The 26,934-nt window shown below is 63.3% G+C and carries 16 protein-coding genes; 9 read left to right on the top strand and 7 right to left on the bottom strand.

The annotated features are described in order from the left end of the window. Nucleotides 1-264 precede the first annotated feature (264 nt). The 9 genes from ACVILI_RS09580 to ACVILI_RS09540 all read left to right on the top strand — a co-directional run bounded on the left by ACVILI_RS09580 (nucleotide 265) and on the right by ACVILI_RS09540 (nucleotide 20,267). The gene (locus tag ACVILI_RS09580) at nucleotides 265-9,678 is read left to right on the top strand and encodes a VCBS domain-containing protein (RefSeq protein WP_457102417.1); all 9,414 of its coding nucleotides are present in this window, start codon (nucleotides 265-267) and stop codon (nucleotides 9,676-9,678) included. A gap of 72 nt (nucleotides 9,679-9,750) precedes the next feature. After that, nucleotides 9,751-10,119: a hypothetical protein gene (locus ACVILI_RS09575; RefSeq protein ID WP_027047245.1), complete on the top strand. Its 369-nt coding sequence runs from the start codon at nucleotides 9,751-9,753 to the stop codon at nucleotides 10,117-10,119. A gap of 329 nt (nucleotides 10,120-10,448) precedes the next feature. Further along, nucleotides 10,449-11,648 carry a type 1 periplasmic-binding domain-containing protein gene (locus ACVILI_RS09570; RefSeq protein ID WP_038644559.1) on the top strand — a complete coding sequence of 400 codons (1,200 nt, stop codon included), beginning with the start codon at nucleotides 10,449-10,451 and terminating at the stop codon, nucleotides 11,646-11,648. A 42-nt stretch (nucleotides 11,649-11,690) separates the two neighbouring features. After that, nucleotides 11,691-12,389 (top strand): thermonuclease family protein, encoded by a 699-nt coding sequence (locus tag ACVILI_RS09565; protein WP_038644557.1) that lies wholly within the window; start codon nucleotides 11,691-11,693, stop codon nucleotides 12,387-12,389. A gap of 334 nt (nucleotides 12,390-12,723) precedes the next feature. Further along, the gene (locus tag ACVILI_RS09560; protein WP_457102416.1) at nucleotides 12,724-13,302 is read left to right on the top strand and encodes a GGDEF domain-containing protein; all 579 of its coding nucleotides are present in this window, start codon (nucleotides 12,724-12,726) and stop codon (nucleotides 13,300-13,302) included. 385 nt (nucleotides 13,303-13,687) lie between these two features. After that, nucleotides 13,688-17,038 (top strand): type I restriction-modification system endonuclease, encoded by a 3,351-nt coding sequence (hsdR, locus tag ACVILI_RS09555; protein ID WP_457102415.1) that lies wholly within the window; start codon nucleotides 13,688-13,690, stop codon nucleotides 17,036-17,038. Further along, nucleotides 17,038-18,504, top strand: coding sequence for an N-6 DNA methylase (locus ACVILI_RS09550; RefSeq protein WP_457102414.1), 1,467 nt, complete (start codon nucleotides 17,038-17,040; stop codon nucleotides 18,502-18,504). The genes hsdR and ACVILI_RS09550 overlap by 1 nt, the downstream gene beginning before the upstream one ends. Next, complete coding sequence (locus ACVILI_RS09545) at nucleotides 18,501-19,862, top strand: restriction endonuclease subunit S (RefSeq protein ID WP_457102413.1); 1,362 nt, start codon at nucleotides 18,501-18,503, stop codon at nucleotides 19,860-19,862. Before ACVILI_RS09550 ends, ACVILI_RS09545 begins: the two co-directional genes overlap by 4 nt. Before the next feature lie 39 nt (nucleotides 19,863-19,901). Then, complete coding sequence (locus ACVILI_RS09540) at nucleotides 19,902-20,267, top strand: hypothetical protein (RefSeq protein WP_457102412.1); 366 nt, start codon at nucleotides 19,902-19,904, stop codon at nucleotides 20,265-20,267. Nucleotides 20,268-20,389: 122 nt separating this feature from the next. Here the strand turns inward: ACVILI_RS09540 and ACVILI_RS09535 are convergent, their stop codons facing one another. The 7 genes from ACVILI_RS09535 to ACVILI_RS09505 form a co-directional block, all read right to left on the bottom strand. Next, entirely contained in the window at nucleotides 20,390-20,926 is a 537-nt protein-coding gene (locus ACVILI_RS09535) for a helix-turn-helix domain-containing protein (protein WP_457102411.1), read from the bottom strand. 264 nt (nucleotides 20,927-21,190) lie between these two features. Continuing rightward, entirely contained in the window at nucleotides 21,191-22,006 is an 816-nt protein-coding gene (gene istB, locus ACVILI_RS09530; RefSeq protein ID WP_284278837.1) for an IS21-like element helper ATPase IstB, read from the bottom strand. Next, on the bottom strand, nucleotides 22,003-23,517 hold the full coding sequence (istA, locus tag ACVILI_RS09525) for an IS21 family transposase (RefSeq protein WP_457102398.1): 1,515 nt from the start codon (nucleotides 23,515-23,517) through the stop codon (nucleotides 22,003-22,005). The genes istB and istA overlap by 4 nt, the downstream gene beginning before the upstream one ends. Before the next feature lie 175 nt (nucleotides 23,518-23,692). Beyond that, a complete protein-coding gene (locus ACVILI_RS09520; protein WP_457102410.1) occupies nucleotides 23,693-24,961 on the bottom strand; it encodes an IS256 family transposase in 1,269 nt (422 codons plus the stop codon). Nucleotides 24,962-25,000: 39 nt separating this feature from the next. Next, the gene (locus ACVILI_RS09515; protein ID WP_457102409.1) at nucleotides 25,001-25,390 is read right to left on the bottom strand and encodes a hypothetical protein; all 390 of its coding nucleotides are present in this window, start codon (nucleotides 25,388-25,390) and stop codon (nucleotides 25,001-25,003) included. Beyond that, nucleotides 25,390-26,094, bottom strand: coding sequence for a hypothetical protein (locus ACVILI_RS09510; RefSeq protein WP_457102408.1), 705 nt, complete (start codon nucleotides 26,092-26,094; stop codon nucleotides 25,390-25,392). Before ACVILI_RS09510 ends, ACVILI_RS09515 begins: the two co-directional genes overlap by 1 nt. A gap of 105 nt (nucleotides 26,095-26,199) precedes the next feature. After that, on the bottom strand, nucleotides 26,200-26,838 hold the full coding sequence (locus ACVILI_RS09505) for a recombinase family protein (protein WP_457102407.1): 639 nt from the start codon (nucleotides 26,836-26,838) through the stop codon (nucleotides 26,200-26,202). Nucleotides 26,839-26,934: the final 96 nt, after the last annotated feature.

The following is a 26,934-nucleotide window of genomic DNA, read 5'->3' as shown; positions in this document are numbered from 1 at the left end:
GTGGATAAATTTCCTGTACTTCATGACAGTTGTTTTGTGTAAAATTTTACACAAATTTATACTTCCATTTGCCAAGCAACCGAGGCCGGACCCCGCCAAGCGGATTGCACATCGGCCAATGTATATCAGGTTATATGTTTCGAGTTTACCACGCATAAAAAATGCCGAGGCCCGCATATCATAATATATGAAACAGATTGCGGGATAGTTGCAAAGTAGAAGTGGCCCATGTCTCTTTCCGGGAAATACCGAAGGGGTTTGGCTATGACCACCAGTAACGATTTGGACACCGTCTCTCATTCCTGGGACGAGCACTCTGAACATAACGGCCTGCCGTCGCAGGCGCAGGTCGCGGAGGCCAACCCGGCGCAAAAGGCGGCTCCGGCCGCCGCTGAACCGGTTCCCGTCGATGTCGGCAACGGCACGCCCGTCAAACCGGAAGCACCCGCGGAAGCCAAGGCCCCGGCGGCAGCCGCGCCGCACGAATATGTGGCCGACGCCAACCATGTGGTGAAGCTTCCGGCCAACGTCTCGATCGACAACATCAAGGTCGATGGCCATAACCTCGTGCTCGAGCAGGCGGACGGTTCGGTGATCGTCATCAAGGACGGCGCCCTCAACGTGCCGACCTTCATCATCGGCGATGTCGAAGTGCCGCGCGTTGCCTTGATCGCGGCGTTGGAAGCAAGTCATGTCGACGTCGCCTTCGGCGCCGACGGATCGATATCGGCAGGCGCCGGCGGTTCACCCTCGAGTGCCGGCGGAGACTTCTCGGTTCCCCCTGGCGGTATCGGTGACGGGTTCGGCCTGTCGGCGCTGTTGCCGCCGACGGATCTTGCGTTCGGCCAGCCGGAACATCGCGAACTGTTCCCGAGCCTGCTGCCCAATTCCACGCCGACGATCCTCGACCTGAACCCTGAGACCAGCGGCGGCGACACGATCGTGTATGAACACGGCCTGACGTCGGTTGCCGACACCAGCGAGATCAACACCGGAACCTTCGCCATTTCCTCGCCCGACGGAATCGGTTCGCTGACCGTCAACGGCCAGGTGATTTCGGGCGCCGCGCTTGCCAACAGCGCATCGGCGCCGATCAACATCACTACGCCGCTCGGCAACACGCTGACCATCAACGGCTACGACGCCGCGACCGGCAAGGTGAGCTACAGCTACACGCTTGAGCATAGCGAGCAGCATCCGGCAGGCGCCGACAACAATTCCATCTTCGACAACATGACGGTGACGGTCACCGACACGGACGGCGACGTCTCGGCTCCCGGCACACTGTCGGTTCAGATCGTCGATGACGTGCCGGTTGCGCACAATGCGAATGCCGGCGCGCTGACCGAGGACGGCGCCGCGACCACCGTCGGCGGCAACGTCACGACCGACTACAACAACACGTTCGGCGCCGATGGCCCGGCGGCAGCGAGCCCAGTGAACTGGGGCACGGCGACCGCCATGCTGAACGGTGGCGCTGTCAACCTGACCGACTACGGCACGCTGACGCAGAACGCCAACGGCACCTGGAGCTTCGTGCTGGACAACAGCAAGCCCGCGACGCAGGCGCTGGAGACCGGCGATACCATCAACGTGTCGCTCGGCTATACGCTAACCGATCACGACAGCGACGCCGACAGCAAGACCATCACCTTCGAGATCAATGGCGCCCACGACAGCTCGACCGTCACGGTCACGCCGAGCGACGACGCCAATGCCGGTGGCGCTTCCAATGTCGTTTACGAACACGGCCTGACCTCGGTTGCCGACACCAGCGAGACCGACACCGGCACGTTCAAGGTCACCGCCACCGACGGCATCAAGGACGTGACCATCGGCACCGAGACCCACACGCTGTCCGACTGGCTCGGCAAGACCATCAACACGGGTGAAGGCACGCTGACGATCACCGGCGTGACGCCGGCGGGAGCCGGCACGGAAGCCACCTTCGCCTACAGCTACACGCTCAATGCCGCGCAGGCCCACCCTGCCGGCAACGGCAACAACACGCTGCCCGACAGCGTTGCCGTCGCGGTTGACGGCATCGGCGGGACCCACGGCGACGGCACCATCAGCATCGTCATCGTCGACGACGTGCCGGTTGCGCACAATGCGAATGCCGGCGCGCTGACCGAGGACGGCGCCGCGACCACCGTCGGCGGCAACGTCACGACCGACTACAACAACACGTTCGGCGCCGATGGCCCGGCAGCAGCGAGCCCAGTGAACTGGGGCACGGCGACCGCCATGCTGAACGGTGGCGCTGTCAACCTGACCGACTACGGCACGCTGACGCAGAACGCCAACGGCACCTGGAGCTTCGTGCTGGACAACAGCAAGCCCGCGACGCAGGCGCTGGAGACCGGCGATACCATCAACGTGTCGCTCGGCTATACGCTAACCGATCACGACAGCGACGCCGACAGCAAGACCATCACCTTCGAGATCAATGGCGCCCACGACAGCTCGACCGTCACGGTCACGCCGAGCGACGACGCCAATGCCGGTGGCGCTTCCAATGTCGTTTACGAACACGGCCTGACCTCGGTTGCCGACACCAGCGAGACCGACACCGGCACGTTCAAGGTCACCGCCACCGACGGCATCAAGGACGTGACCATCGGCACCGAGACCCACACGCTGTCCGACTGGCTCGGCAAGACCATCAACACGGGTGAAGGCACGCTGACGATCACCGGCGTGACGCCGGCGGGAGCCGGCACGGAAGCCACCTTCGCCTACAGCTACACGCTCAATGCCGCGCAGGCCCACCCTGCCGGCAACGGCAACAACACGCTGCCCGACAGCGTTGCCGTCGCGGTTGACGGCATCGGCGGGACCCACGGCGACGGCACCATCAGCATCGTCATCGTCGACGACGTGCCGGTTGCGCACAATGCGAATGCCGGCGCGCTGACCGAGGACGGCGCCGCGACCACCGTCGGCGGCAACGTCACGACCGACTACAACAACACGTTCGGCGCCGATGGCCCGGCAGCAGCGAGCCCAGTGAACTGGGGCACGGCGACCGCCATGCTGAACGGTGGCGCTGTCAACCTGACCGACTACGGCACGCTGACGCAGAACGCCAACGGCACCTGGAGCTTCGTGCTGGACAACAGCAAGCCCGCGACGCAGGCGCTGGAGACCGGCGATACCATCAACGTGTCGCTCGGCTATACGCTAACCGATCACGACAGCGACGCCGACAGCAAGACCATCACCTTCGAGATCAATGGCGCCCACGACAGCTCGACCGTCACGGTCACGCCGAGCGACGACGCCAATGCCGGTGGCGCTTCCAATGTCGTTTACGAACACGGCCTGACCTCGGTTGCCGACACCAGCGAGACCGACACCGGCACGTTCAAGGTCACCGCCACCGACGGCATCAAGGACGTGACCATCGGCACCGAGACCCACACGCTGTCCGACTGGCTCGGCAAGACCATCAACACGGGTGAAGGCACGCTGACGATCACCGGCGTGACGCCGGCGGGAGCCGGCACGGAAGCCACCTTCGCCTACAGCTACACGCTCAATGCCGCGCAGGCCCACCCTGCCGGCAACGGCAACAACACGCTGCCCGACAGCGTTGCCGTCGCGGTTGACGGCATCGGCGGGACCCACGGCGACGGCACCATCAGCATCGTCATCGTCGACGACGTGCCGGTTGCGCACAATGCGAATGCCGGCGCGCTGACCGAGGACGGCGCCGCGACCACCGTCGGCGGCAACGTCACGACCGACTACAACAACACATTCGGCGCCGATGGTCCGGCGGCAGCGAGCCCAGTGAACTGGGGCACGGCGACCGCCATGCTGAACGGTGGCGCTGTCAACCTGACCGACTACGGCACGCTGACGCAGAACGCCAACGGCACCTGGAGCTTCGTGCTGGACAACAGCAAGCCCGCGACGCAGGCGCTGGAGACCGGCGATACCATCAACGTGTCGCTCGGCTATACGCTAACCGATCACGACAGCGACGCCGACAGCAAGACCATCACCTTCGAGATCAATGGCGCCCACGACAGCTCGACCGTCACGGTCACGCCGAGCGACGACGCCAATGCCGGTGGCGCTTCCAATGTCGTTTACGAACACGGCCTGACCTCGGTTGCCGACACCAGCGAGACCGACACCGGCACGTTCAAGGTCACCGCCACCGACGGCATCAAGGACGTGACCATCGGCACCGAGACCCACACGCTGTCCGACTGGCTCGGCAAGACCATCAACACGGGTGAAGGCACGCTGACGATCACCGGCGTGACGCCGGCGGGAGCCGGCACGGAAGCCACCTTCGCCTACAGCTACACGCTCAATGCCGCGCAGGCCCACCCTGCCGGCAACGGCAACAACACGCTGCCCGACAGCGTTGCCGTCGCGGTTGACGGCATCGGCGGGACCCACGGCGACGGCACCATCAGCATCGTCATCGTCGACGACGTGCCGGTTGCGCACAATGCGAATGCCGGCGCGCTGACCGAGGACGGCGCCGCGACCACCGTCGGCGGCAACGTCACGACCGACTACAACAACACGTTCGGCGCCGATGGCCCGGCAGCAGCGAGCCCAGTGAACTGGGGCACGGCGACCGCCATGCTGAACGGTGGCGCTGTCAACCTGACCGACTACGGCACGCTGACGCAGAACGCCAACGGCACCTGGAGCTTCGTGCTGGACAACAGCAAGCCCGCGACGCAGGCGCTGGAGACCGGCGATACCATCAACGTGTCGCTCGGCTATACGCTAACCGATCACGACAGCGACGCCGACAGCAAGACCATCACCTTCGAGATCAATGGCGCCCACGACAGCTCGACCGTCACGGTCACGCCGAGCGACGACGCCAATGCCGGTGGCGCTTCCAATGTCGTTTACGAACACGGCCTGACCTCGGTTGCCGACACCAGCGAGACCGACACCGGCACGTTCAAGGTCACCGCCACCGACGGCATCAAGGACGTGACCATCGGCACCGAGACCCACACGCTGTCCGACTGGCTCGGCAAGACCATCAACACGGGTGAAGGCACGCTGACGATCACCGGCGTGACGCCGGCGGGAGCCGGCACGGAAGCCACCTTCGCCTACAGCTACACGCTCAATGCCGCGCAGGCCCACCCTGCCGGCAACGGCAACAACACGCTGCCCGACAGCGTTGCCGTCGCGGTTGACGGCATCGGCGGGACCCACGGCGACGGCACCATCAGCATCGTCATCGTCGACGACGTGCCGGTTGCGCACAATGCGAATGCCGGCGCGCTGACCGAGGACGGCGCCGCGACCACCGTCGGCGGCAACGTCACGACCGACTACAACAACACGTTCGGCGCCGATGGCCCGGCGGCAGCGAGCCCAGTGAACTGGGGCACGGCGACCGCCATGCTGAACGGTGGCGCTGTCAACCTGACCGACTACGGCACGCTGACGCAGAACGCCAACGGCACCTGGAGCTTCGTGCTGGACAACAGCAAGCCCGCGACGCAGGCGCTGGAGACCGGCGATACCATCAACGTGTCGCTCGGCTATACGCTAACCGATCACGACAGCGACGCCGACAGCAAGACCATCACCTTCGAGATCAATGGCGCCCACGACAGCTCGACCGTCACGGTCACGCCGAGCGACGACGCCAATGCCGGTGGCGCTTCCAATGTCGTTTACGAACACGGCCTGACCTCGGTTGCCGACACCAGCGAGACCGACACCGGCACGTTCAAGGTCACCGCCACCGACGGCATCAAGGACGTGACCATCGGCACCGAGACCCACACGCTGTCCGACTGGCTCGGCAAGACCATCAACACGGGTGAAGGCACGCTGACGATCACCGGCGTGACGCCGGCGGGAGCCGGCACGGAAGCCACCTTCGCCTACAGCTACACGCTCAATGCCGCGCAGGCCCACCCTGCCGGCAACGGCAACAACACGCTGCCCGACAGCGTTGCCGTCGCGGTTGACGGCATCGGCGGGACCCACGGCGACGGCACCATCAGCATCGTCATCGTCGACGACGTGCCGGTTGCGCACAATGCGAATGCCGGCGCGCTGACCGAGGACGGCGCCGCGACCACCGTCGGCGGCAACGTCACGACCGACTACAACAACACGTTCGGCGCCGATGGCCCGGCAGCAGCGAGCCCAGTGAACTGGGGCACGGCGACCGCCATGCTGAACGGTGGCGCTGTCAACCTGACCGACTACGGCACGCTGACGCAGAACGCCAACGGCACCTGGAGCTTCGTGCTGGACAACAGCAAGCCCGCGACGCAGGCGCTGGAGACCGGCGATACCATCAACGTGTCGCTCGGCTATACGCTAACCGATCACGACAGCGACGCCGACAGCAAGACCATCACCTTCGAGATCAATGGCGCCCACGACAGCTCGACCGTCACGGTCACGCCGAGCGACGACGCCAATGCCGGTGGCGCTTCCAATGTCGTTTACGAACACGGCCTGACCTCGGTTGCCGACACCAGCGAGACCGACACCGGCACGTTCAAGGTCACCGCCACCGACGGCATCAAGGACGTGACCATCGGCACCGAGACCCACACGCTGTCCGACTGGCTCGGCAAGACCATCAACACGGGTGAAGGCACGCTGACGATCACCGGCGTGACGCCGGCGGGAGCCGGCACGGAAGCCACCTTCGCCTACAGCTACACGCTCAATGCCGCGCAGGCCCACCCTGCCGGCAACGGCAACAACACGCTGCCCGACAGCGTTGCCGTCGCGGTTGACGGCATCGGCGGGACCCACGGCGACGGCACCATCAGCATCGTCATCGTCGACGACGTGCCGGTTGCGCACAATGCGAATGCCGGCGCGCTGACCGAGGACGGCGCCGCGACCACCGTCGGCGGCAACGTCACGACCGACTACAACAACACGTTCGGCGCCGATGGCCCGGCAGCAGCGAGCCCAGTGAACTGGGGCACGGCGACCGCCATGCTGAACGGTGGCGCTGTCAACCTGACCGACTACGGCACGCTGACGCAGAACGCCAACGGCACCTGGAGCTTCGTGCTGGACAACAGCAAGCCCGCGACGCAGGCGCTGGAGACCGGCGATACCATCAACGTGTCGCTCGGCTATACGCTAACCGATCACGACAGCGACGCCGACAGCAAGACCATCACCTTCGAGATCAATGGCGCCCACGACAGCTCGACCGTCACGGTCACGCCGAGCGACGACGCCAATGCCGGTGGCGCTTCCAATGTCGTTTACGAACACGGCCTGACCTCGGTTGCCGACACCAGCGAGACCGACACCGGCACGTTCAAGGTCACCGCCACCGACGGCATCAAGGACGTGACCATCGGCACCGAGACCCACACGCTGTCCGACTGGCTCGGCAAGACCATCAACACGGGTGAAGGCACGCTGACGATCACCGGCGTGACGCCGGCGGGAGCCGGCACGGAAGCCACCTTCGCCTACAGCTACACGCTCAATGCCGCGCAGGCCCACCCTGCCGGCAACGGCAACAACACGCTGCCCGACAGCGTTGCCGTCGCGGTTGACGGCATCGGCGGGACCCACGGCGACGGCACCATCAGCATCGTCATCGTCGACGACGTGCCGGTTGCGCATGCCGACACCAACAGCGTAACGGAAGGCGCATTGCTGAGTGTCAACGCAGCAGCCGGCGTGCTGGCCAACGACGTGGCCGGTGCGGACGGCTTTGCCGCCGGCGGCGCGGTGACCGGCGTGGCCACCGGCTCGAACGTCTTGAATCCGGTGAGCGGCGGCATCGGCGTCGGCATCGCAGGCCAGTACGGCACGCTGGTGCTGAACGCCAACGGCTCCTACGCCTACAAGGCCAATCCCGACGCGGTCACCGCCAACGCGGTCGACCACTTTGTCTACACCATCACCGACGGCGACGGCGACACCTCGACCGTAACGCTCGACATCACCGTCAACAACGTGACGCTGACCCCCGTCAATCAGACCGGCCAGGTCAACGAAGCCGCGCTCGACACCACCACCACGGGTTCCGACCTGACGCATGGTTCGGTGACGGGTTCCAATCCAACGAGCCCGCTGGAGACGGTCACAGGCCAACTCGCCGTCACCGGCACCGGCATCACCTACACGCCGATCAGCACCACGACCGCGCATGGCGTGTTCGAGCTGCAGGCCAACGGCGCCTGGACCTACACGCTGACATCGCCGTTCAACAGCGGTGCGGTGCAGGGCGCCAACACGCTGACCGGCGCGGAGAGCTTCACCTACACGGCGAAGGACACCAACGGCAACACGGTGACCGGAACGGTGAAGGTCGATGTCGTCGATGATGTACCTAAGATCGCCTCTATCGAGAGCCAGATCGTTGCCAACGCTGCTGGCGCGCATGCCGGCGACTGGACATATACGTCTGGTGCCGACGGACTGTCGACGATTGCGATTTCGCTGGCCAATCAGGCGAGCATATCACAAATCGACCATTCAACATCGACCTACGACGCTGCGACCGGCACGGCCAAATACACGGCGTTCTTCGACGCCGCGGGTACGCAACCTTACTTCACGGTCACGATGAAGGCGGATGGCACCTACAACTTCGAGGTGATCAATCCTGTACCCACGATAGTGGTAACAGATACGACAGCACTCAACGCCGGGAGCTTTGGCGGCAATAATTACGGCCTGTATCTTGAGCAAATAGCCGTAAAGAATAATATACCAACCCCCCTCCACACTGATATATTATTCACTGGTAATTCAGGATGGACTTCAGGCCTAAACCTTGGCAGTCAGGCCACCATAAACTCGAACAACCATGGTTTGGGCATAGGTTCTGGTCAAACCCTGGACAATAAAGAGTCGATAACGCTAAAATTTCTTCAGGGAGATGGCGACAAAAACTCTTCAACTCATCCAACGACCGCAGTTGGCATGGACCATGTCACGATCAATTTCCTGCAGGGATCCAACGGCGATGCAATGACAGGCAGCTACGCTGTTCGTGTAGTCACTTATGATCAGAACGGAGTTGCCCACGATCAGGGTAGCATGAACATTGTCAACGGCGTTCTGGACATCAGCTCGGCCAGCCTGATGTATGGTGTCTCAATTATCAATACCGGCAATACAGGACTGCTTGTTGGCGGTACCACCACCAGTGTGACAACCGCCACCGAGATACCGCATGACGTCGGGTTGCATTTCAACGTCGATGTCGTGGATGGCGACGGCGACAAGGCCAGCCATGGCTTCGACATCGTTGTCGACGCCAATGATGGGCACCAGGCCACGCTCACCGGTGACGCTGCCTATGATCCCAATATCCTGTCGGGCGGACCGGGCGACGACCTTCTCATCTCTGCTCCGGGCTACAACATACTGACCGGCGGCGCAGGCGCCGATACGTTCAAGCTCGACCATCTCGATATCAAGGATCTGGTCGCCGACTACCATGGCGGCGAGGGCGACAAGATCGACTTGAGCGCGCTGTTCGACACGGCGCCAGCCAATAGCATCAGCAACTACGTGCACTACAACAGCGCGACCAGTACTGTCAGCGTCGACACCAGCGGTTCCGGCAACGCGGCCAACTTCGTGGATGTTGCCGTTCTGCAAAACGCGCCTGCCGCCGGAACGATCAACATTCTCTACGACGACTCGAACCACGTGCAGCACACGGCCACGATTTAGCACTTATGCGTGGCCGAGCTGGCGTGCTATATATTAGCGAAGAATAAAATGGCGGTTTGGAGAGGGACTTAAATGAAGCGTTGTACAAAATTGCTGGCTTCGGCCGCGCTGCTGCTGCTGGCTGGAACGGCGAGCTTCGCCGCCGACATCATCGAAGGGCCAACAGGCGACTATTGCCGCGTCGTGGGGACGTCCAACCTCGTCCTGAACGACAACATCGTCGACCTCAAGCAGCAGGTGGTGAAGCTGATGGACGAATCGGTTGCCGTCGCCAACAGCTCGGAATGGATCAACTCATCCCGGCCTGCCTTCGTCTGGGCTTCGGAAGCCAAGGTCGCCTGCGGCATGGCCTATGGCTATCTGAAGACGAACTACAAGGACGAAGACACGCTCAACAAATGCGAGTGTTTCCACGATCGCATGGTCGAGTACATGCACTGACCGGATGAGCCGCGCCTGTTGGCCATCATGACATCAGACGGATCAATTCCATGGGCGATCGCCGCAACGATCGCCCTGTTCAGCCTTGATCTGTCTGCCGCGCAGGCCGGCGCCAACTGGCTGGGCCGATGCCGATTGCGTGCGCGGCGTGTTCGTACCCGGGCCACGACAGATGAAATGCTACCGACTATCGCGCCGCCAGGCGCGTCAAGGCGCCGACTCCCGGCTGTCGACGGTTGAATAACAGCAAGACGGCGCGGCAAGTCCGCCCTAACATGAGTTGAGGACCAGACCGGGAAATATCCGGCGGCAGACGGGGTGGACCAATCATGGAAGCTGTCCGACAGGGCCGCAGTCCGCAGATCTGGGCGATAGCCCTGGCGCTCGCCGTGCCGTTATCGGGCTGCCAGTCGAAGGGCGGCGTTTCCGAAGTGCTCTATCCGGCCGCGGTCGCCGCGCCTGCGGGACAGATTGGCGCCGCCAGCACCAGTCCGGCCCAGGCGAGCCAGTCGCTCGGCACCGGTTCGGCCAAGGTCACGATGCTGCTGCCCTTGTCCGCTTCCGGGACGTCGGGGGAAACCGGCAGGAAGATGCTCGACGGCGCCAAGCTGGCGATGACGGATATCGGCAATGGATTGCTGACGCTGACGATAGAGGACACGAAAGGCGACAGCGCGCAGGCCGGCAAATTGGCCGTGCAAGCCATAACGACGGGATCCAAGATCGTCATCGGCCCGACTGAACTGCCGGCAGCCCAGCATATTGCCACGCTGTCCGGCTCGACGCGCCCTCCGGTTCTGGCGCTTGCCGACAATTTCGCCGGCAGCGCCGGGGTTTATGCCGTGCGCCTCAGCGAAGCCGACAGCGCCGCGGCTGGTGCCGCGGGGCTCGCCGCGAAAGGCCGCAAGAAGTTCGTGTTGCTTGTCGCGGAAGGCTCGAACGCCAGCGCCGTGGAGAAGCGGGTGGCGAACGGCCTCAGCATCTATGGCGCGACGCTCGCGGTCACCTTGCCCTATTCGGCCGGCGACGGGGGCACCAAGGCTGTCGACCAGATGGGCTCACTCGTCGACGCTCCCGACGCGGTCATTGTTGCCAGCGGCGATGCCAGCCCCGCGCCCGTCCTTGCCGCCCTCAAATCAAAGGGCATTCCGGGGAAAGCGGTTTCAGTCGTCGGAACCGACCGTTGGCTGGAGCGCCCGATGGATCCACTGTTCGAGGGGGCATACATCGCCACGCTCGATCCAGGCGAAACCGGACCGATCGCCGACCGCTTCAGGACGACATACAACTACCCTGCCGACGTCAATGTGGCCTATGCCTATGATATGGTTGCCCTGACGGCAGGGATCGCCAGCGCGGTCGGACCCGACGGCTTCAGCAAACAGACCCTCGAAAACCCGAACGGGTTTCGCGGATCGACAGGTCTGTTCCGTTTTCGCGCTGACGGTTCCAGCCAAAGATCGATGCCATTCTATCGGATAGAAAAGGGTGCGCTCAAACTGGTTGCCAAATCGACGTCGGGTTTCTGACCGGCCGCCGGCGGGTCATCGCGCGAACGCCGCGCCGGCCTGATGGGTTGGCATGCCCGCCTGGTGATCGCGATCGGGGGCCTCGAGCTCGTGCTCGGAATTGTCCTGATCATGCGGGCCGGAGCCTTGCTTTCTCTCGACCGGCCCGTCCCTGCGCCATCCCTGGAAATTGCCGGCAAGCAAGCACCCCCGGCAGCCGCGGCCATTCCCGACCGACAGTTGCGGGAACCGGCGCGGCGGATTGCCGAGAGCCTTGTCGCCCCGCCACCGGTCGACCTGTCGGAAATCGAGCGGGTCGAAGCCCGGCCGCCGCTCGGCGAACTCGGCCTAGCAATCCGCCCCAAAACGCCCATGCCGCAAAACTGGCGCGAAACCCTGCTCTACCGTCCGATTGCAACGTCGTCGGCGACTTTCGAATCGATGGGATGGAAACTGGCGATCAGCGGAGCTCTGGACATCGGCGTGGACCAGACCTGTTCGTTTCGCGACGAGGTCTGGCCCTGCGGCCAGCGGGCCCGCGCGGCCTTCAATGCCTGGCTGCGGGGGCGCGCGCTGAACTGTTTCCTGCCGCCGGAAACCGAGCGTTTTGCCATCGCCGCACCGTGCCGGCTGGGCAAGCAGGATGTCGGCGCCTGGCTGGTGTCCAACGGCTGGGCGACGGCGCTGCCGGGCGGTATCTATGGCAAGGCGGAAGCAGTTGCCAGGAATGCCGGGATGGGCATCTTCGGGCCGCCGCAATAGGCAGCAGTTGACCGTCAAAACGCAGGGTTTTTCGCAAACCGGCTTCGTCCCGGTATGGAAAAACACCATTCGGCCTTTTTCCATCAAATTGTACAGTTCGGCGAAACCGAAATTACGGCAGGCAGGCCTTATACCAGCCGACCTGACAGGAGATTGCCAATGACGAGACCGATGGCGACCACCACTGCCCGGCCCTGGAAGCAGGTTGCGTGGCTGACGTTGCTGGGAACCGCCGGGAGCCTCGGCCTTTCCCTTGGCCTCAACTACCTGCTGCTGTTCAGCGATGCGCTGACGCCATTCGCCCGCAGCATGATCACGCGCGGGGCTGCTGCCGGTGATCATTGGCCTTCCGCTTTTCGCGCTGATCGGCTGGAATCGGGTCGAAATCCACCGCTACCGGCAGGAACTCAACAGATCCGGGACGTATGACAGGCTGACGGGCTGCCTGAACGGGCCGGTCTTCACGTCGATGGTCGAGCGACGGGCAGCCAGGCGATCGGGGCCAGGACCGCGCTCGGGCGCCTTCCTGATCATCCATCCCGAACATCTACGGTCCATCAACATGCGCTTCGGCCTTGAATGGGGCGACGAGGCCTTGCGGCTCATCGTCTCGACCATCCAGTCGTCGGTGCGCGAGGAGGACCTGATCGGACGCATCGGGGCCTCGATGTTCGGGGTTTTCCTCTCGGGCGCCACCGAAGCGGAGGCCAAGGAGATCGGCGAGCGCATCCGCACGCGTATCGCGCAAGTCTACTTCGCGCCAAAAGGCACCGAGGATGTCCTCACCATCAAGGTTGGCGGTGTGATGCTGGAGAGCGAAATGGAGTTCTCGGACATGTTCCGGTCCGCCGAACAGCACCTGTCCGACGCCCAGGATGACGCCGGGTTTGAACTGACGCACCTCCACAGCTGACGACAGCTGGGGCGCGCGAAAGCGAGTCAATTCGAGGAATCAGGGGAACTGGTGCTGCGAGAGAGGATTGAACTCGCCCAGAATGTCACCAACTAACTGAATTTAATAGCATTTTTTTGCGGCCAACTGCGGACTGTGTACCACCGGCGTGTCTTGCAAGCAACCCTTTTGCCCGACGTTTGATCTCTAAACTTGACGGCCCGTTAGGGAAAGTGTGCAACATTGCGTGGGGGAGCAATGAGCGGCACGTCCAACTTCATCTTTCTGGCGGCTCACGATCAGCGTCTTGTGGCGTTGGGCGGGCTTGCCGAGCGTTACTTCCGCGACGATCCCTCCACTGCCGTCGTCAAGCTGCGCCAGTTCGCCGAGCTGATGGCCAAGCTGATTGCCGCCCGTAGTGCCGCCCTATCGCGACGAGCGCGAAACGTTCGAGCAAACGCTCCAGCGCCTGTCATACGACCGGATCATTCCGAAGGAGGTCGCCGATCTATTTCACACGCTGCGCAAGGCGGGAAACACCGCCGTGCATGAAGCTGCGGGTGACCACGGCCATGCGCTGACCGCGTTGAAGAATGCCCGATCTCTCGGCGTCTGGTTCCACCGCACCTATGGCAGGCAGCCCGCCTTCAATCCCGGTGCGTTCGTTCCGCCATCCGAGCCTATCGATGCAACAGTGCCGCTGCAGGAAGAGATCGAGGCGCTGCGCCGCAAGATCGCCGAGAGCGAGGTCGCCGTGCAGGCAGCTCGTCGTGAGGCGGAGGAACAGGTCCACGTCCGTGGAACGCTGGAAGAGCGGCTAAAGCGCGAGGCCGAGGAACGGGCGACCTGGGAGCAGCTTGCGCAGGAGACCGAGGCCGAGAAATCGGCGCTTGCCGCCATGCTTGCCAGTCTCCAGGCCGAAGCCGTGACACCGCAACATCACGGGCTCAGCGAGGCACCTGCATCTTGGCAGGCATTCGACCCGGATGGCGAAGCCGAGAAGATCGAGATTGCCGCCAAGCTTGCCACTCTCCAACAGGAGGCTGAAGCCGAGCCCCGCGACACAATCATGAAGTTGATCGTGGGCGGTGAGGAAGCCGCAGCGAAGATCGAACTCGACGAGAGCCAGACCCGCGCGCTCATCGACCAACAGCTTCGTGGTCGTCGTTGGGAAGCCGACACAAAGGCACTGCGCCACAGTGCCGGCGTCCGCCCGGCCAAGGGCCGCAACGTGGCCATTGCCGAATGGCCGACCGCCAGTGGCCCGGCTGACTACGCTCTGTTCGTCGGCACGACCCTGGTCGGCGTGGTGGAGGCCAAGCGCCAACGAAAGAATGTGTCTGCGGCCATCGACCAGGCTGAACGCTACTCGGTCGGGATCAGCAACAGCGGCGACTTCGTCATGGCGGGCGGGCCATGGGGCGAGCATCGCGTGCCCTTTGTCTTCGCCGCGAATGGGCGCTCGTATCTGAAGCAGATCGAAACCGCGAGCGGCATCTGGTTCCGCGACACTCGACGTAACGCCAATCACCGCCGCGCGCTTGTGGACTGGCTTACGCCTGAGGGATTGGCCGGGCTTCTGGAGGTCGATCAGGATGCCGCCACCGCCGCCTTGAAGGCCGAACCATTCGAGTTCGGCTTCCCGCTCCGGCCCTATCAAGAAGGGGCCATCCGGGCCATTGAGACTGCCTTGGCAGCCGAGCAACGCACAATGCTGGTGGCGATGGCGACCGGCACCGGCAAGACCAAGCTCGCCATTGCGCTGCTCTACCGGCTGCTGTCCGCCAAGCGGTTTCGGCGTATCTGCTTTGTCGTCGACCGCAGCGCGCTCGGGCACCAGACCGAGGGCGAGTTCTCCACCACCAAGGTCGTCTCCGGCAAGACTTTCGCCGAAATCTTCGGTCTGAAGGGGTTGGATGATGTCGTGCCCGAGGTTGAAACCAAGGTTCACATCTGCACCATTCAGGGCCTCGTCAAGCGCGTGCTGTTCGCCGAGGCTTCCGAAGCCCCGCCGGTCGATCAGTACGATCTGATAGTCATCGACGAGTGCCATCGTGGCTACCTTCTGGACCGGGAGATGTCGGACGCGGAATTGAGCTTCCGGGGCCAGGACGACTACATCTCGAAGTACCGGCGCGTGCTGGAGTACTTCGACGCCGTCAAGATCGGGCTGACCGCCACGCCCGCGCTGCACACCACCGACATCTTCGGCGACCCGATCTTCCGTTACTCCTATCGCGACGCTGTCATCGACGGTTACCTGATCGACCACGAGCCGCCGGTCCGCATCGAGACGGCCCTGGCGCGGGCTGGGATCAAGTTCGAGAAGGATGAGCAGCTCGACCTCCTGAATACCCAGACCGGCGAGATCGACCTTGCTCACGCCCCCGACGAAATCCGCTTCGAGGTCGACCAGTTCAACAAGCAGGTGATCACGCCGGAGTTCAACCGCGTCGTTGCCGAGGAGCTGGCGAGGCACATCGACCCGGCGCTTCCCGGCAAGACGCTGATCTTCGCCGCCACCGACGCGCACGCCGACATCGTGGTGAGCGCGATCAAGAAGGCGTTTGCCGACGCCTATGGCGAGATCGACGACGCGGCCGTGAAGAAGATCACCGGCAGCGTGGACAGGGTGCAGAACCTGATCCGCTCGTTCCGCAACGATGCCAATCCGCAGATCGTGGTAACGGTCGACCTTCTCACCACCGGGATCGACGTGCCGAAGATCACCAATCTCGTCTTCCTGCGCCGGGTCAACAGCCGCATCCTCTACGAGCAGATGATCGGGCGGGCGACACGCCAATGCCCCGAGATCGGCAAGGAGGTGTTCCGCATCTTCGACGCCGTCGACCTGTATCCGCATCTCCAGGACCTTACCGACATGAAGCCGGTCGTGGTCAATCCCTCGATTACCTTCGAGCAGCTCGTGCGCGAACTGGTCGACGCGACCGAAGATGCCCACCGCAACACGGTACGCGAGCAGCTTGTCGTGAAGTTGCGCCGCCGCCTGAAGAAGCTGTCCGAGGAGGCCCGACAGCGGTTCGAGGCAGTTGCGGGCGAGACGCCGGAGGTGATGCTGAGGCGCCTGTTGGCCGACGATGCTCCGGCCTTGGCGGCATGGCTGAAGGATCGTTCCGCCGTTGGCCCGATCCTGGACTGGCAGGGCGATGGCGACAACCCGCGCTTCGTCCCGATCTCGCACCATGCCGATGAGGTCGTGGCCGTCACCCGTGGCTACGGTGAGGCGGCGAAGCCGCAAGACTTCCTCGACAGTTTCTCCGCCTTCGTTCGAGGCAACGTCAACACCATCGCCGCGCTGAAGCTGGTCGTGACGCGCCCGCGCGATCTGACCCGCGCCGACCTGAAGGAGCTTCGTCTCGCGCTCGACCGCAATGGCTATTCCGAGGCCAATTTGCGCCGGGCATGGGCGGACGCTACGAACGAGGAGATCGCCGCCTCGATCATTGGCTTTGTCCGTCAGGCCGCGATAGGCGACCCACTGAAGCCTTACGCTGACCGGGTGCGAGCCGCGATGCGGATCATAACGGCGAACCACCAATGGACAGAGCCGCAGAAGCGGTGGCTGAAGCGCATCGGCGAACAGATCGAGAAAGAGGTCGTCGTCGACCGCGAGGCCATCGACAAGGAGCCGTTTATCGCCGATGGAGGGTTCAATCGGCTCAACAAGGTGTTCGGCGGCGGGCTCGCAACCCTGCTCGCCGAGATCAACGAAGAAATGTGGAAGAAGACCGCCTGATGACCAGCACCACCGACATCGTCGCCAAGCTCTGGGGCCTCTGCAACGTCCTTCGCGACGATGGCGTCACCTACAACGAGTATGTCACGGAGCTGACCTATCTGCTGTTCCTGAAGATGCTGGAGGAAACCGGGCGAGAGAACCGTCTGCCGAACAACTATCGTTGGGGGCTGCTCGCCAAGCGGGAGGGAATGGAGCAGCTCGACTACTACAAGGCCATGCTCCTCGACCTCGGCAAGGCCAAGGATGGGCTTGTCCGTGCCATCTTCACCGACGCGCAGACACGCCTCCGCAAGCCGACCAATCTCAAGGCGCTCACCTCCAACATCGATCAGTTAGACTGGTTCTCGGCCCGCGAGGAGGGTCTGGGCAATCTCTATGAAGGACTGCTGGAGAAGAACGCCTCCGACAAGAAATCCGGTGCCGGGCAGTACTTCACGCCGCGCCCGCTGATCGACGCCATCGTGCGCCTCATGCAGCCCCAGCCGGGCGAGACAGTGCAGGACCCGGCAGCGGGCACGGCAGGTTTCCTTGTCGCGGCCGACCGATACATCAAGGATCACACGGACGACCTCTACAAGCTGCCGGAGGCGCAGGCTTTCTTCCAACGACATAACGCGTTCGTCGGCGCGGAACTGGTGCCCGACACGCATCGGCTCTGCATGATGAACCTCTTGCTTCACGGCATCGAAGGGGGCGTGGAGAACATCGACACGCTTTCACCGGACGGCGCGGTACTGCCCAGGGTGGACCTGATCCTGACTAATCCTCCGTTTGGCACCAAGAAGGGCGGCGGTCGCCCGACGCGCTCCGACTTCTCGGTAACGGCGGACACTTCGAACAAGCAGCTTGCCTTTGTCGAACACATCGTCCGTGCCCTGAACCCGGGCGGCCGTGCGGCCGTGGTCGTGCCAGATAACGTGCTGTTCGAGGACAACACGGGCCGGCGCCTTCGCACATGGCTGATGGACCTGTGCAGCCTGCACACCATCCTGCGGCTGCCGACCGGCATCTTCTACGCACAGGGTGTGAAGACCAACGTGCTGTTCTTCCAGCGCGGCAAGACCGACAAGGGCAATACGAGCGCCGTCTGGGTCTATGACATGCGAGCCAACATGCCTGCCTTCGGCAAGACCCGACCGCTGACGGTCGATGACTTCGCCGCTTTCGAGACCGCCTATGGCTCCGACCCGAATGGTGATGCAGAGCGCAAGGAGCACGGCGAGGAGGGCCGGTGGCGGAAGTTCACGCGGGAAGCGATCACCGCGCGCAATGACAATCTCGACATCGCATGGCTACGCGACACCGAGACCGAGGCCGAGGAGGCGCTGACCGAACCGGAGGACATTGCCGCCGCCATCATCGGACACCTCAAGGCCGCGCTGGAAGAGATCGAGGCGCTGTCCGAGGAGATTGAGCCGGATAGCGTCGAGGAAGCTGCTGCCGTGGCAGAGGCGGCGGAATGAAAGCGTCCCCGAAAGGATGGGCCGAAGACACGCTCGGCGGGCTTGGTGAGTGGCGTGGCGGCGGAACGCCGAACAAGTCTAATTCGAGCTTCTGGACGAATGGCGACATTCCATGGGTCTCCCCCAAGGACATGAAACAAACCTTCATCGACGGTGCGGAAGACCGCATCACCGCCGATGCAGTTAGGGAAAGCGCAACCCAGCTCATTTCAGAAGGTTCGGTGCTGATCGTCACGCGAAGTGGCATTCTTCGGCACACTTTGCCCGTGGGGATAACAACCCGCAAGGTGGCCATCAACCAAGACCTGAAGGCACTGACGCCATTTCCCGCCGTCGACCCGGTCTTTGCAGGCTATCAAATCCGCTCGTTAGGCCGAACCATCCTGTCGACGTGCGCGAAGTCAGGTACGACGGTCGACAGCATCGACTTCGAGCGGTTGAAAGGTGTCACATTTGCCGTCCCTCCGTTACACGAACAGAGGCGGATAGTGGCGAAGATCGACAGCCTCGCCGGCAAATCCAGACGCGCCCGCGATCACCTCGACCACATCCCGCGCCTCGTCGAGAAGTACAAGCAGGCCGTGCTGGCGGCGGCGTTCCGTGGGGATTTGACGGTCGGAGCGCGTGGCAAACATGCATCGTCAGGATGGACAAAGACTACATTGGCTGAGGTGTGCGACCGCCGGAGGCCCATAACCTACGGCGTCATCAAACTCGGCAGCGAGGTTCCGGGAGGCGTTCCCTGCCTCAGGACCAGCAACGTCAGATGGCTCTCCATTGAGGTCCAAGGCATAAAGAGCATTTCCAAGGTTCTTTCCGACGAATACCATCGGACCATTCTGTCCGGTGGTGAAGTCCTTGTGAATGTTCGCGGGACGCTTGGTGGCGTAGCCGTTGTACCTTCAACTATGTCAGGTTGGAATGTCTCCCGCGAAGTCGCTGTCGCCGCCGTTGATGCCAGGCATGTTCTGGCTGAGTATGCTGCCTACTGGATTGCGGCCACTTCGTCACAACGGTGGCTTAGTGGGGTCGAGAAGGGCGTGGCGTATACCGGGATCAACATAGAGGATTTGCGCAAGCTGCCCGTGGCCTACCCCAATCGGGACGAGCAGCGGGAAATCGTCCGTCGGATTGAAACTGCGTTCAATTGGATCGACCGCCTTGCTTCCGAGGCGACCAGCGCCCGCAGGCTGATCGACCACCTCGACCAGTCGGTCCTCGCGAAAGCCTTCCAGGGAGAACTGGTCCCCCAAGACCCGACCGATGAACCCGCCGACGTGCTGCTGCAGCGGATCAGGGCCGGGCGCGACAGAGCACAGAAGACGAGGCGCGGACGGCGAGGTCGACACCCGGCCTAATGACTGCCGACGCTTCGGGCTGGGAACGACTGGTCGACAATGCTCGCGATCAGAAGCAGCACGGCGGCGCGAGCGGCATCAGAAGTGCTGCTCATGGTCACCAGCATCACGCTGGGTCGCTATGAGTTCCTTCTTCTGGTTCCCGATACCTTGGAAGACACCCATTTCCCGGCGAGCAGAAGCGAGCCCACCGAGGGCTACGAGAGGAAGACCATCATGGCCTCTTACTGGAAGGTGGGTCCCATGATCCGACCTCTCCTTCACTTCAGATTGGCTCGCTCCGCTCGCTTTGTGATGGTCCTCCTCGTCATCCTGTCACCCTCGGCCAATCTTCACGGCATTTCACGTCGGCCTTCGATGCCCTCGTTCCGAGCTGTTCCGAAGGTTCCCGTGAAGATCCAATGAAGGGTGTAGCCGCCGATTGGAGGATGATGATCTGGACTGGTGGTCTTGCCCTTCCGAGGTCTTCCCGGCGTGGTGGAACCAGTACGTCGCCTTAAGGTGTGTATCTTAGCGAAGGCACCGATTTATTTGACATCTCCGTCCGTGCTGGCCGTCAGGGCCTTCACGTGATGCGACACGATTTGCCGGGACTTTCCGAGGCAGCGGGCAATCTCGGCCTGGGTTTTGCCTTCATCGAGAAGCCGCCGGACCTCTTCTCGGAGCGTTGATGGACGACCACGCTTTGCCCCCAGCGGCTCAACGGGCTTCGGCCAACGGGCATCGAGCCACGCCACCCCATCTGGAGAGAGGACATCGAACTCAATCCCTGCTCGGGATTTCATTCGTCTGCCGAACCCTGCCTGAACGGCCCACGTGGCGAGACGGACCGTGGTCCGATAGTCGGGCTTGGTGTCGCCTAACCAGTCGCCATCGCTCTCATCCGACGCACCCATGCAAGGGACCAAGCGCACCTCGATCTCCGGCTGGAGGAGATGAAGGCCGACCATCACCTCTCGCGCCTTCCGAGGACCCATGCCCTTCGACTGCGCATAGGCAGTGATCACCAGCCATTCATTCCCGACGGGATCGAGGTTGTCCGAGCCGCCGTTCAGAGCGTCCACGCGAGATGCTCCATCAAGCGAGGCTTGGGTCGCCCCGAAGTTGGAATAGAGTGCGCGCCTCGCCTTTCCCCGATAGACCCGGAGCTATGCTGGAATTTGGGTGACGAGGCTGATCAAGCGGCGCTCTGCGGCTTCTGTGGCGCGACAATTCTGATGAGAAGCGCGCGACAATCTGGATGAGAATCTGGTGTCGCGGCGGAGGTGATGATCGCGGCATTGATTGCCGCGCGCAAGAGGGTTTGTCGGTTTGATTGTCGCGGCGCGTCAATCAGCGACGCTGTTGGCGGGTGTGGCATAGGACGCGGGGCGTCCCGGGCCACGCTTTCGCTCCATGGCCTCGCGGCGCCTGTAGCTCTCGACATTCATCTCGAAGATGGTGGCGTGATGGACGAGGCGGTCGACCGCGGCGAGCGTCATGGCGGGGTCGGGGAAGACCTTGCCCCATTCGCCGAACGGCTGGTTGGCGGTGATGAGCATTGAGCGCCGCTCGTAGCGGGCGCTGATGAGCTCGAACAGCACGCTGGTCTCGGCCTGGTCCTTGGTGACGTAGGCGAGATCATCGAGGATCAGGAGATGGAACTTGTCGAGCTTGGCCAGAGCGCTCTCGAGCGCCAGGTCTCGCCGTGCCGTCTGAAGCTTCTGGACGAGGTCGGTTGTTCTGGTGAAGAGCACCCGCCAGCCATTCTCGATGAGCGCAAGGCCGATGGCTGAAGCGAGATGGCTTTTGCCGCCGCCGGGCGGGCCGAACAGAAGCAGGTTCGCCCCCTTCTCCAGCCAGCTGTCGCCGGCGGTGATCGCCATCACCTGGGCCTTGGAGATCATCGGCACGGCCTCGAACGCGAAGGTGTCGAGGGTCTTGCCCGGCAGGAGGCGGGCCTCGGCGAGGTGGCGTTCGATGCGGCGGCGGTCGCGTTCGGCCAGTTCATGCTCGGTGATCGCGGCGAGAAAGCGGGCGGCGGGCCAGCCTTCCTTGTCGGCCTGTTCGGCGAATTGCGGCCACATGAGCTTGATGGCCGGCAAGCGCAGTTCGTTGAGGAGCAGGCTGAGCTTGGCGGTATCGACAGTGGTGTTGGTCTTCATGCCGCGTCTCCCGTCAGGCTGGCGCCGAGCAGGGCTTCATAGGCATTGAGCGGCGCAAGGCGCACGACGACATTCGGCAGCCGGGAGGGATCGGGGGCGAAGCGTTCCCGCAAGGCGGCCATGTCGGGCAATCGGCGCGCCTGCAGCGCGGCATCCAGTTGGTCGGCCAGTTCGCTCTCGCAGGCGCGCTCGTGAGCCATGGCGAGAAGATCCACCATGATGCGGCAGGCCTGCCGCTCCGGCAGCCGCTCCATGAGCATGTCGAAGGTGTGCCGATACGCCTCGCGCGGAAAGAGCTGGTCGCGATAGACCAGGTTCAACAGCGCCATCGGCTTGCGACGCAGCGAATGGATGACATGCCGGTAATTGACGACCTGATCGTGTTTGCCCGATGGAGAGGCACGTCCGCGCGGCAGCGTCACGAGAAGGGTGCCGCCGATGAAGATGTCCAGTCGATCGTCGAAAAGGCGCACCCTGAGCCGGTGGCCGATCAGGCGCGAGGGCACGGTGTAGAACACCTTGCGCAGCGTGAAGCCGCCCGATGAGGTGACGCGCACGGTGACCTCCTCGTAGTCGGATGTGCGCCGGACGGGCAGTTCCTGGAGCTCGGCGCGCTCGATGTCGATGCGCTTGGAATTGCGGGCGTTCATGCGGCTGACGATCTCGTCGACGAAGCGGCGGTAGCAGACCAGATCGCCGAAATCGCTCGATCCTCTCATCAGAGCCGCGTCGTCGATCGCCCGCTTGAGATGGCCGTGCGGGCCTTCGATGGAGCCGTTCTCATGCGCGATGCCGCGATTGTTGCGGGAAGGGGTCATGCCGTAGTGGCCGCACAGTTCGTCGTAGCGGCGCGTCAGGTCCGCCCGGGCGTCCTTGTCCAGGTTGCGGAATGCCGGCGAGAGGCTGTCGCTGCGATGCTCGCGGGGAGCCCCGCCGAGCGACCACAGCGCGTTCTGCAGGCCTTCCGCCAGGGCGACGAAGCTCTCGCCGCCGAGCACGACATGAGCGTGCTCGAAGCCGGAATAGGCGAGCCGGAAATGATAGAGCCGGTGGTCGAGCGGCTGGCCGGCGATCGTGATGCCGGCTTTACCCATGTCGGTGAAATCCGACAGGCCGAGGCGGCCGGCCTCATGCACCTGTCGGAAGATGACCTCCTGCTCCACGCCGTGGACGGCGCGCCAGGAGCGGACGCGCCGCTCCAGCGTGCGGCGAACGCCGTTGCCCAGATCGGGGTGGCGGCGCAGCATCTCCTCGAAGATAGCTATCGCGCGAATGCCGGGCGCGGCTTGCAGCATCGGCACGACCTCGGTCTGAAAAATATCGGCAAGCGGGTCGGCACGGCGTCGTTCCCGCGGCGCCTTCTTCTGCGAGGGCAGCCTCGAATCCTTCTCGATGCGATAGGCCGTGGCCGTGCTGATCGACGCCTTTGCCGCCGCGACGGCTGTCGAATTGGTCTGACGGAACTTCATGTAGAGCCTCATCTGGTGATCGGTTACGTGGCGGCCGGGCACAAAGTGATTCCTCCAAATCGGAAAAACCACCGGCATACCCGGTCGACCGCGATCACCAGACAAACGCCCCCAAAAAGGCAGCGGCGCTGGCGGGTTGAAACTCCAGTCGGGCTACGCCCTCCCTGCGATCCAACCCGCCAGCATTCTCATCTTGATTGACGCAACGCTCGCACCTTCATTGTCGCGCCGCAGGCTTCAATTCGATGACCTCGATTCCATCTTGGAATCTGGCACCTGCGATGAGTTTCGGCAACTGATTTTGTCCTTTCAATCGTCGCCATGTCCTGGCGGCGGCCATGACCAGTTTGAAGACCATCAGCCTTGCGGTCTTCGATGATAGGGAGCCTTTCGTGCGCACCGTGCGATGGCGAACGGTGGCAAAAACGCTCTCGATGGGATTCGATGTCCGCAGATGATCCCAATGTTCGGCGGGGAAATCGTAGAACGCCAGCAAGGCATTCTGATCTTTGGTCAGGCAGTCGACCGCCTTGCCGTATTTCGCATCATATTTCTCGACAAAGACGGCAATCGCCGTCTCGGCTGAGGCTCGGTTCGGGGCGGAAAAGATTTCGCGCAGATCTGTCTTCATGCCGGCCTGCATTGAGTTCGGCACCTTGTTGAGCACGTTGGCTGTCTTGTGCACCCAGCACCGCTGGTGCTTGGTGCCGGGAAGGACCTCATCGAGCGCGCTCCAGAAGCCAAGCGCGCCGTCGCCGACGGCAAGATCGGGCGCGATTTGCAGGCCACGACGCTTCACGTCGACCAGCAGCTCGCGCCAGCTCTGCGCACTCTCACGAATCCCTGTCTGGAAGCCGACGAGTTCTTTTTTGCCCTCAGGCGTGGCGCCGATCAGCACCAGCATGCATTCGGCATGGTCTTCCATGCGCGCCTGGAGATAGACCCCGTCCGCCCACACATAGACATAATGGCGCGCCGAAAGATCGCGCTTTTGCCAACGCTCGTATTCGGTGGTCCACTCTGCCGTCAGCCGCGTGATCACCGAGGGTGAGAGGTTCGCTGCCTCCTTGCCGAGCAGGGCTGCCAGAGCTTCCTGAAAGTCGCCCGTCGAAACGCCGCGCAGGTAAAGAACGGGAAGCAGCGCGTCCAGACTTCGCGTCCGACGCGCCCATTTGGGTAGGATCGATGAGGAAAACCGGACCCGGTCCGCTTCGCCGGTCGCGCCGCGGTCCCGGACCTTCACCCGGCTGACGGGCACCGGCCCGATCCCCGTCTGGATGCTCCGCTCCGGGCCGCGACCGTGCCGGACCAGCCGCTCACGTCCGTCCGGCAGCTTCAGATCCCGCATCTCGGCAAGAAACGCTTCGGCCTCCATCTCGATCGCCTGCGCCAGCAATTTGCGCGCGCCGGTGCGGAGCACATCCGTCAGGGGATCATCGATCTCGTCGGGCTGACGAAGGCGAACAATGTTGATAGTCTCGTTCATGGCGTATCGCTCTCCTTGAGAGGTTCTGGCAGGCTTCAATCACCCGCCTCGATACGCCGCCCTTCTCAAACCGTCATCACCCATTTTCCGCCATAGCTCATAGACCCGCTGCACGATCTCCTTGAAGTCGATAGGCTTGCCGCCGACGAACCGCCGTCCCGCCATAAAGATAGACCAGTCTCGGTTCACTCCCAGCGATCCCGGCAGCAAGCGAGAGAAATAGCGGTCCATCGCCTCATGGTCTGGGGTGCGGCTCGGCTCCGCAGTTGCGGCCTCGGCGTCGATGCCCCTCCTGCGTCGCTGATTGGCGCAGAAGACGCACTCGCAGGTCATCCATTCATCGGACGATCTGGGCTCTGCCTGCGGGACGTCGGCCGTGCTGTTGGCCTCGTCGGCTGCCCTCACGTCCGCTTGTTCGTCTTCATTCATCAGTTCGACGATTGCTTGAACAGGTCCGAGCCCCGGTGCTCAACAAGAAGCTCGCAAGCATTCTCCAGCGCCTCGCCCATGTGCCTCAGGACCCTTCCACGCGGCCTCGGGTAGACGTGCAACTCGGTCGCCGCCGGCCCCTCGCCCCACCGCTTGTGCGTGCCAGAGGCCATGCGATGGACGAGCTTGGCGGCCTGCACCTGCTTGAACTCGGCCTTTCGCTCGGCCTGTGGGTCATCCCTGATGATCATCTCGACGGCGAGCCATGCGGCGACCACTCGACACGGGTCAACGCCGGCCTTGCGCAGCCTCGCCCAAGCGGCCTTCGCGCGCCCCTGCGGTGACAGCCCGCGCAACCGGAAGGCTTCCACATGCGGCCCTGCGGTCCGCAGAAGCGTCGCTATCCGGTCCACCGCATTAGTGACGTAGGTGTCGCTCTGGTTCGCCTCAAGCCATGCCAAGGCGGCAGCCCGGTAAGGGTTGATTTCCTGTGCCTTGTAGGACGGCCTGTAAGGGCTCCCGTGGCGCGAGTAGTGATCAGCATGGGGGCGGCAAAACCGCGTGTCCAGACCGTCTCCGGTGCCCGCACGGGCCGGCCTGCTGCAGCCGACTACTCGGCATCGGGTGAACATCGCGCTCGGCTCATTCGCCCGGCTCTTCACTTCGGCCTTCCGCTCTCGCTTGGCCGTCCAGTTCGTCGACATCACGTTCCTTCAAAATCGCCACCCCGCACCAGCGGCCGGGCATGCGTCTACAGCAGAGCAAACGACCAGGACAACGAGAATTGCCCCGCCCTCGGTTACTCAACGTCAGGGGCTGGTCGAGGGTTCGGGCGCAGGTGCAAGGCGCTTCGCCAGCTTCGCCAGCGTCGACCGTGAGCAGTTGGTGGCTCTAACGATGGTGTTCCAGCTCTGCTTGTTCCGCAGCATTTCCAAGATGGCCTCGTTACGCTCGGCGTCCTCGGGGCGACCCTTCATGCGCCCCTCGGCCTTCGCTTTGGCGATGCCCTGAGCCTGCCGGCGGCGGCGGTCGTCGTAGTCCTTGCGGGCAATGGCGGCGAGCATGTCGAGCAGCATCCCGTTGATGGCGTCGAACATCCGCCCGGTGAAGGCGTCCTCGGTCTTCAGCATCATGTGCGAGGTCGGCAAGTCCAGCGCCACGACCTTGACCTCTCGGTCTTTGATCTCGCGCTTGAGTTGGTCCCAATCTTTGTCCGACAGGCGGCTCAGGCGGTCGACCTGTTCCGTGAGCAGGATGTCGCCCGGCTTGCTGTCCCTGAGCAGCCGGAACAGCTCCGGCCTGTGCAGTGATGCCCCGCTCTCGTTCTCCTCGTAGGTGGCCGCGATGGTCAGCCCTCGCTCACGGCAGAACGCTTCAAGGTCACCCCGCGCCCGTCCTGCGTCCTGCTCCTTGGTCGAGGCCCTGAGGTAGGCTCGGATGAATGTCATGGATGCCCTCCAGTTCGATTTGGCTGGTTCGCTAATAGGCGGTTCGCTTTGAGTGGTCAAGAGGTATTTTTCGAACCATGCCGGACCCGGTTCGGA

It is taken from the genome of Mesorhizobium sp. USDA 4775 (assembly GCF_054062655.1).
This window is presented reverse-complemented; position numbering and strand designations above follow the sequence as displayed.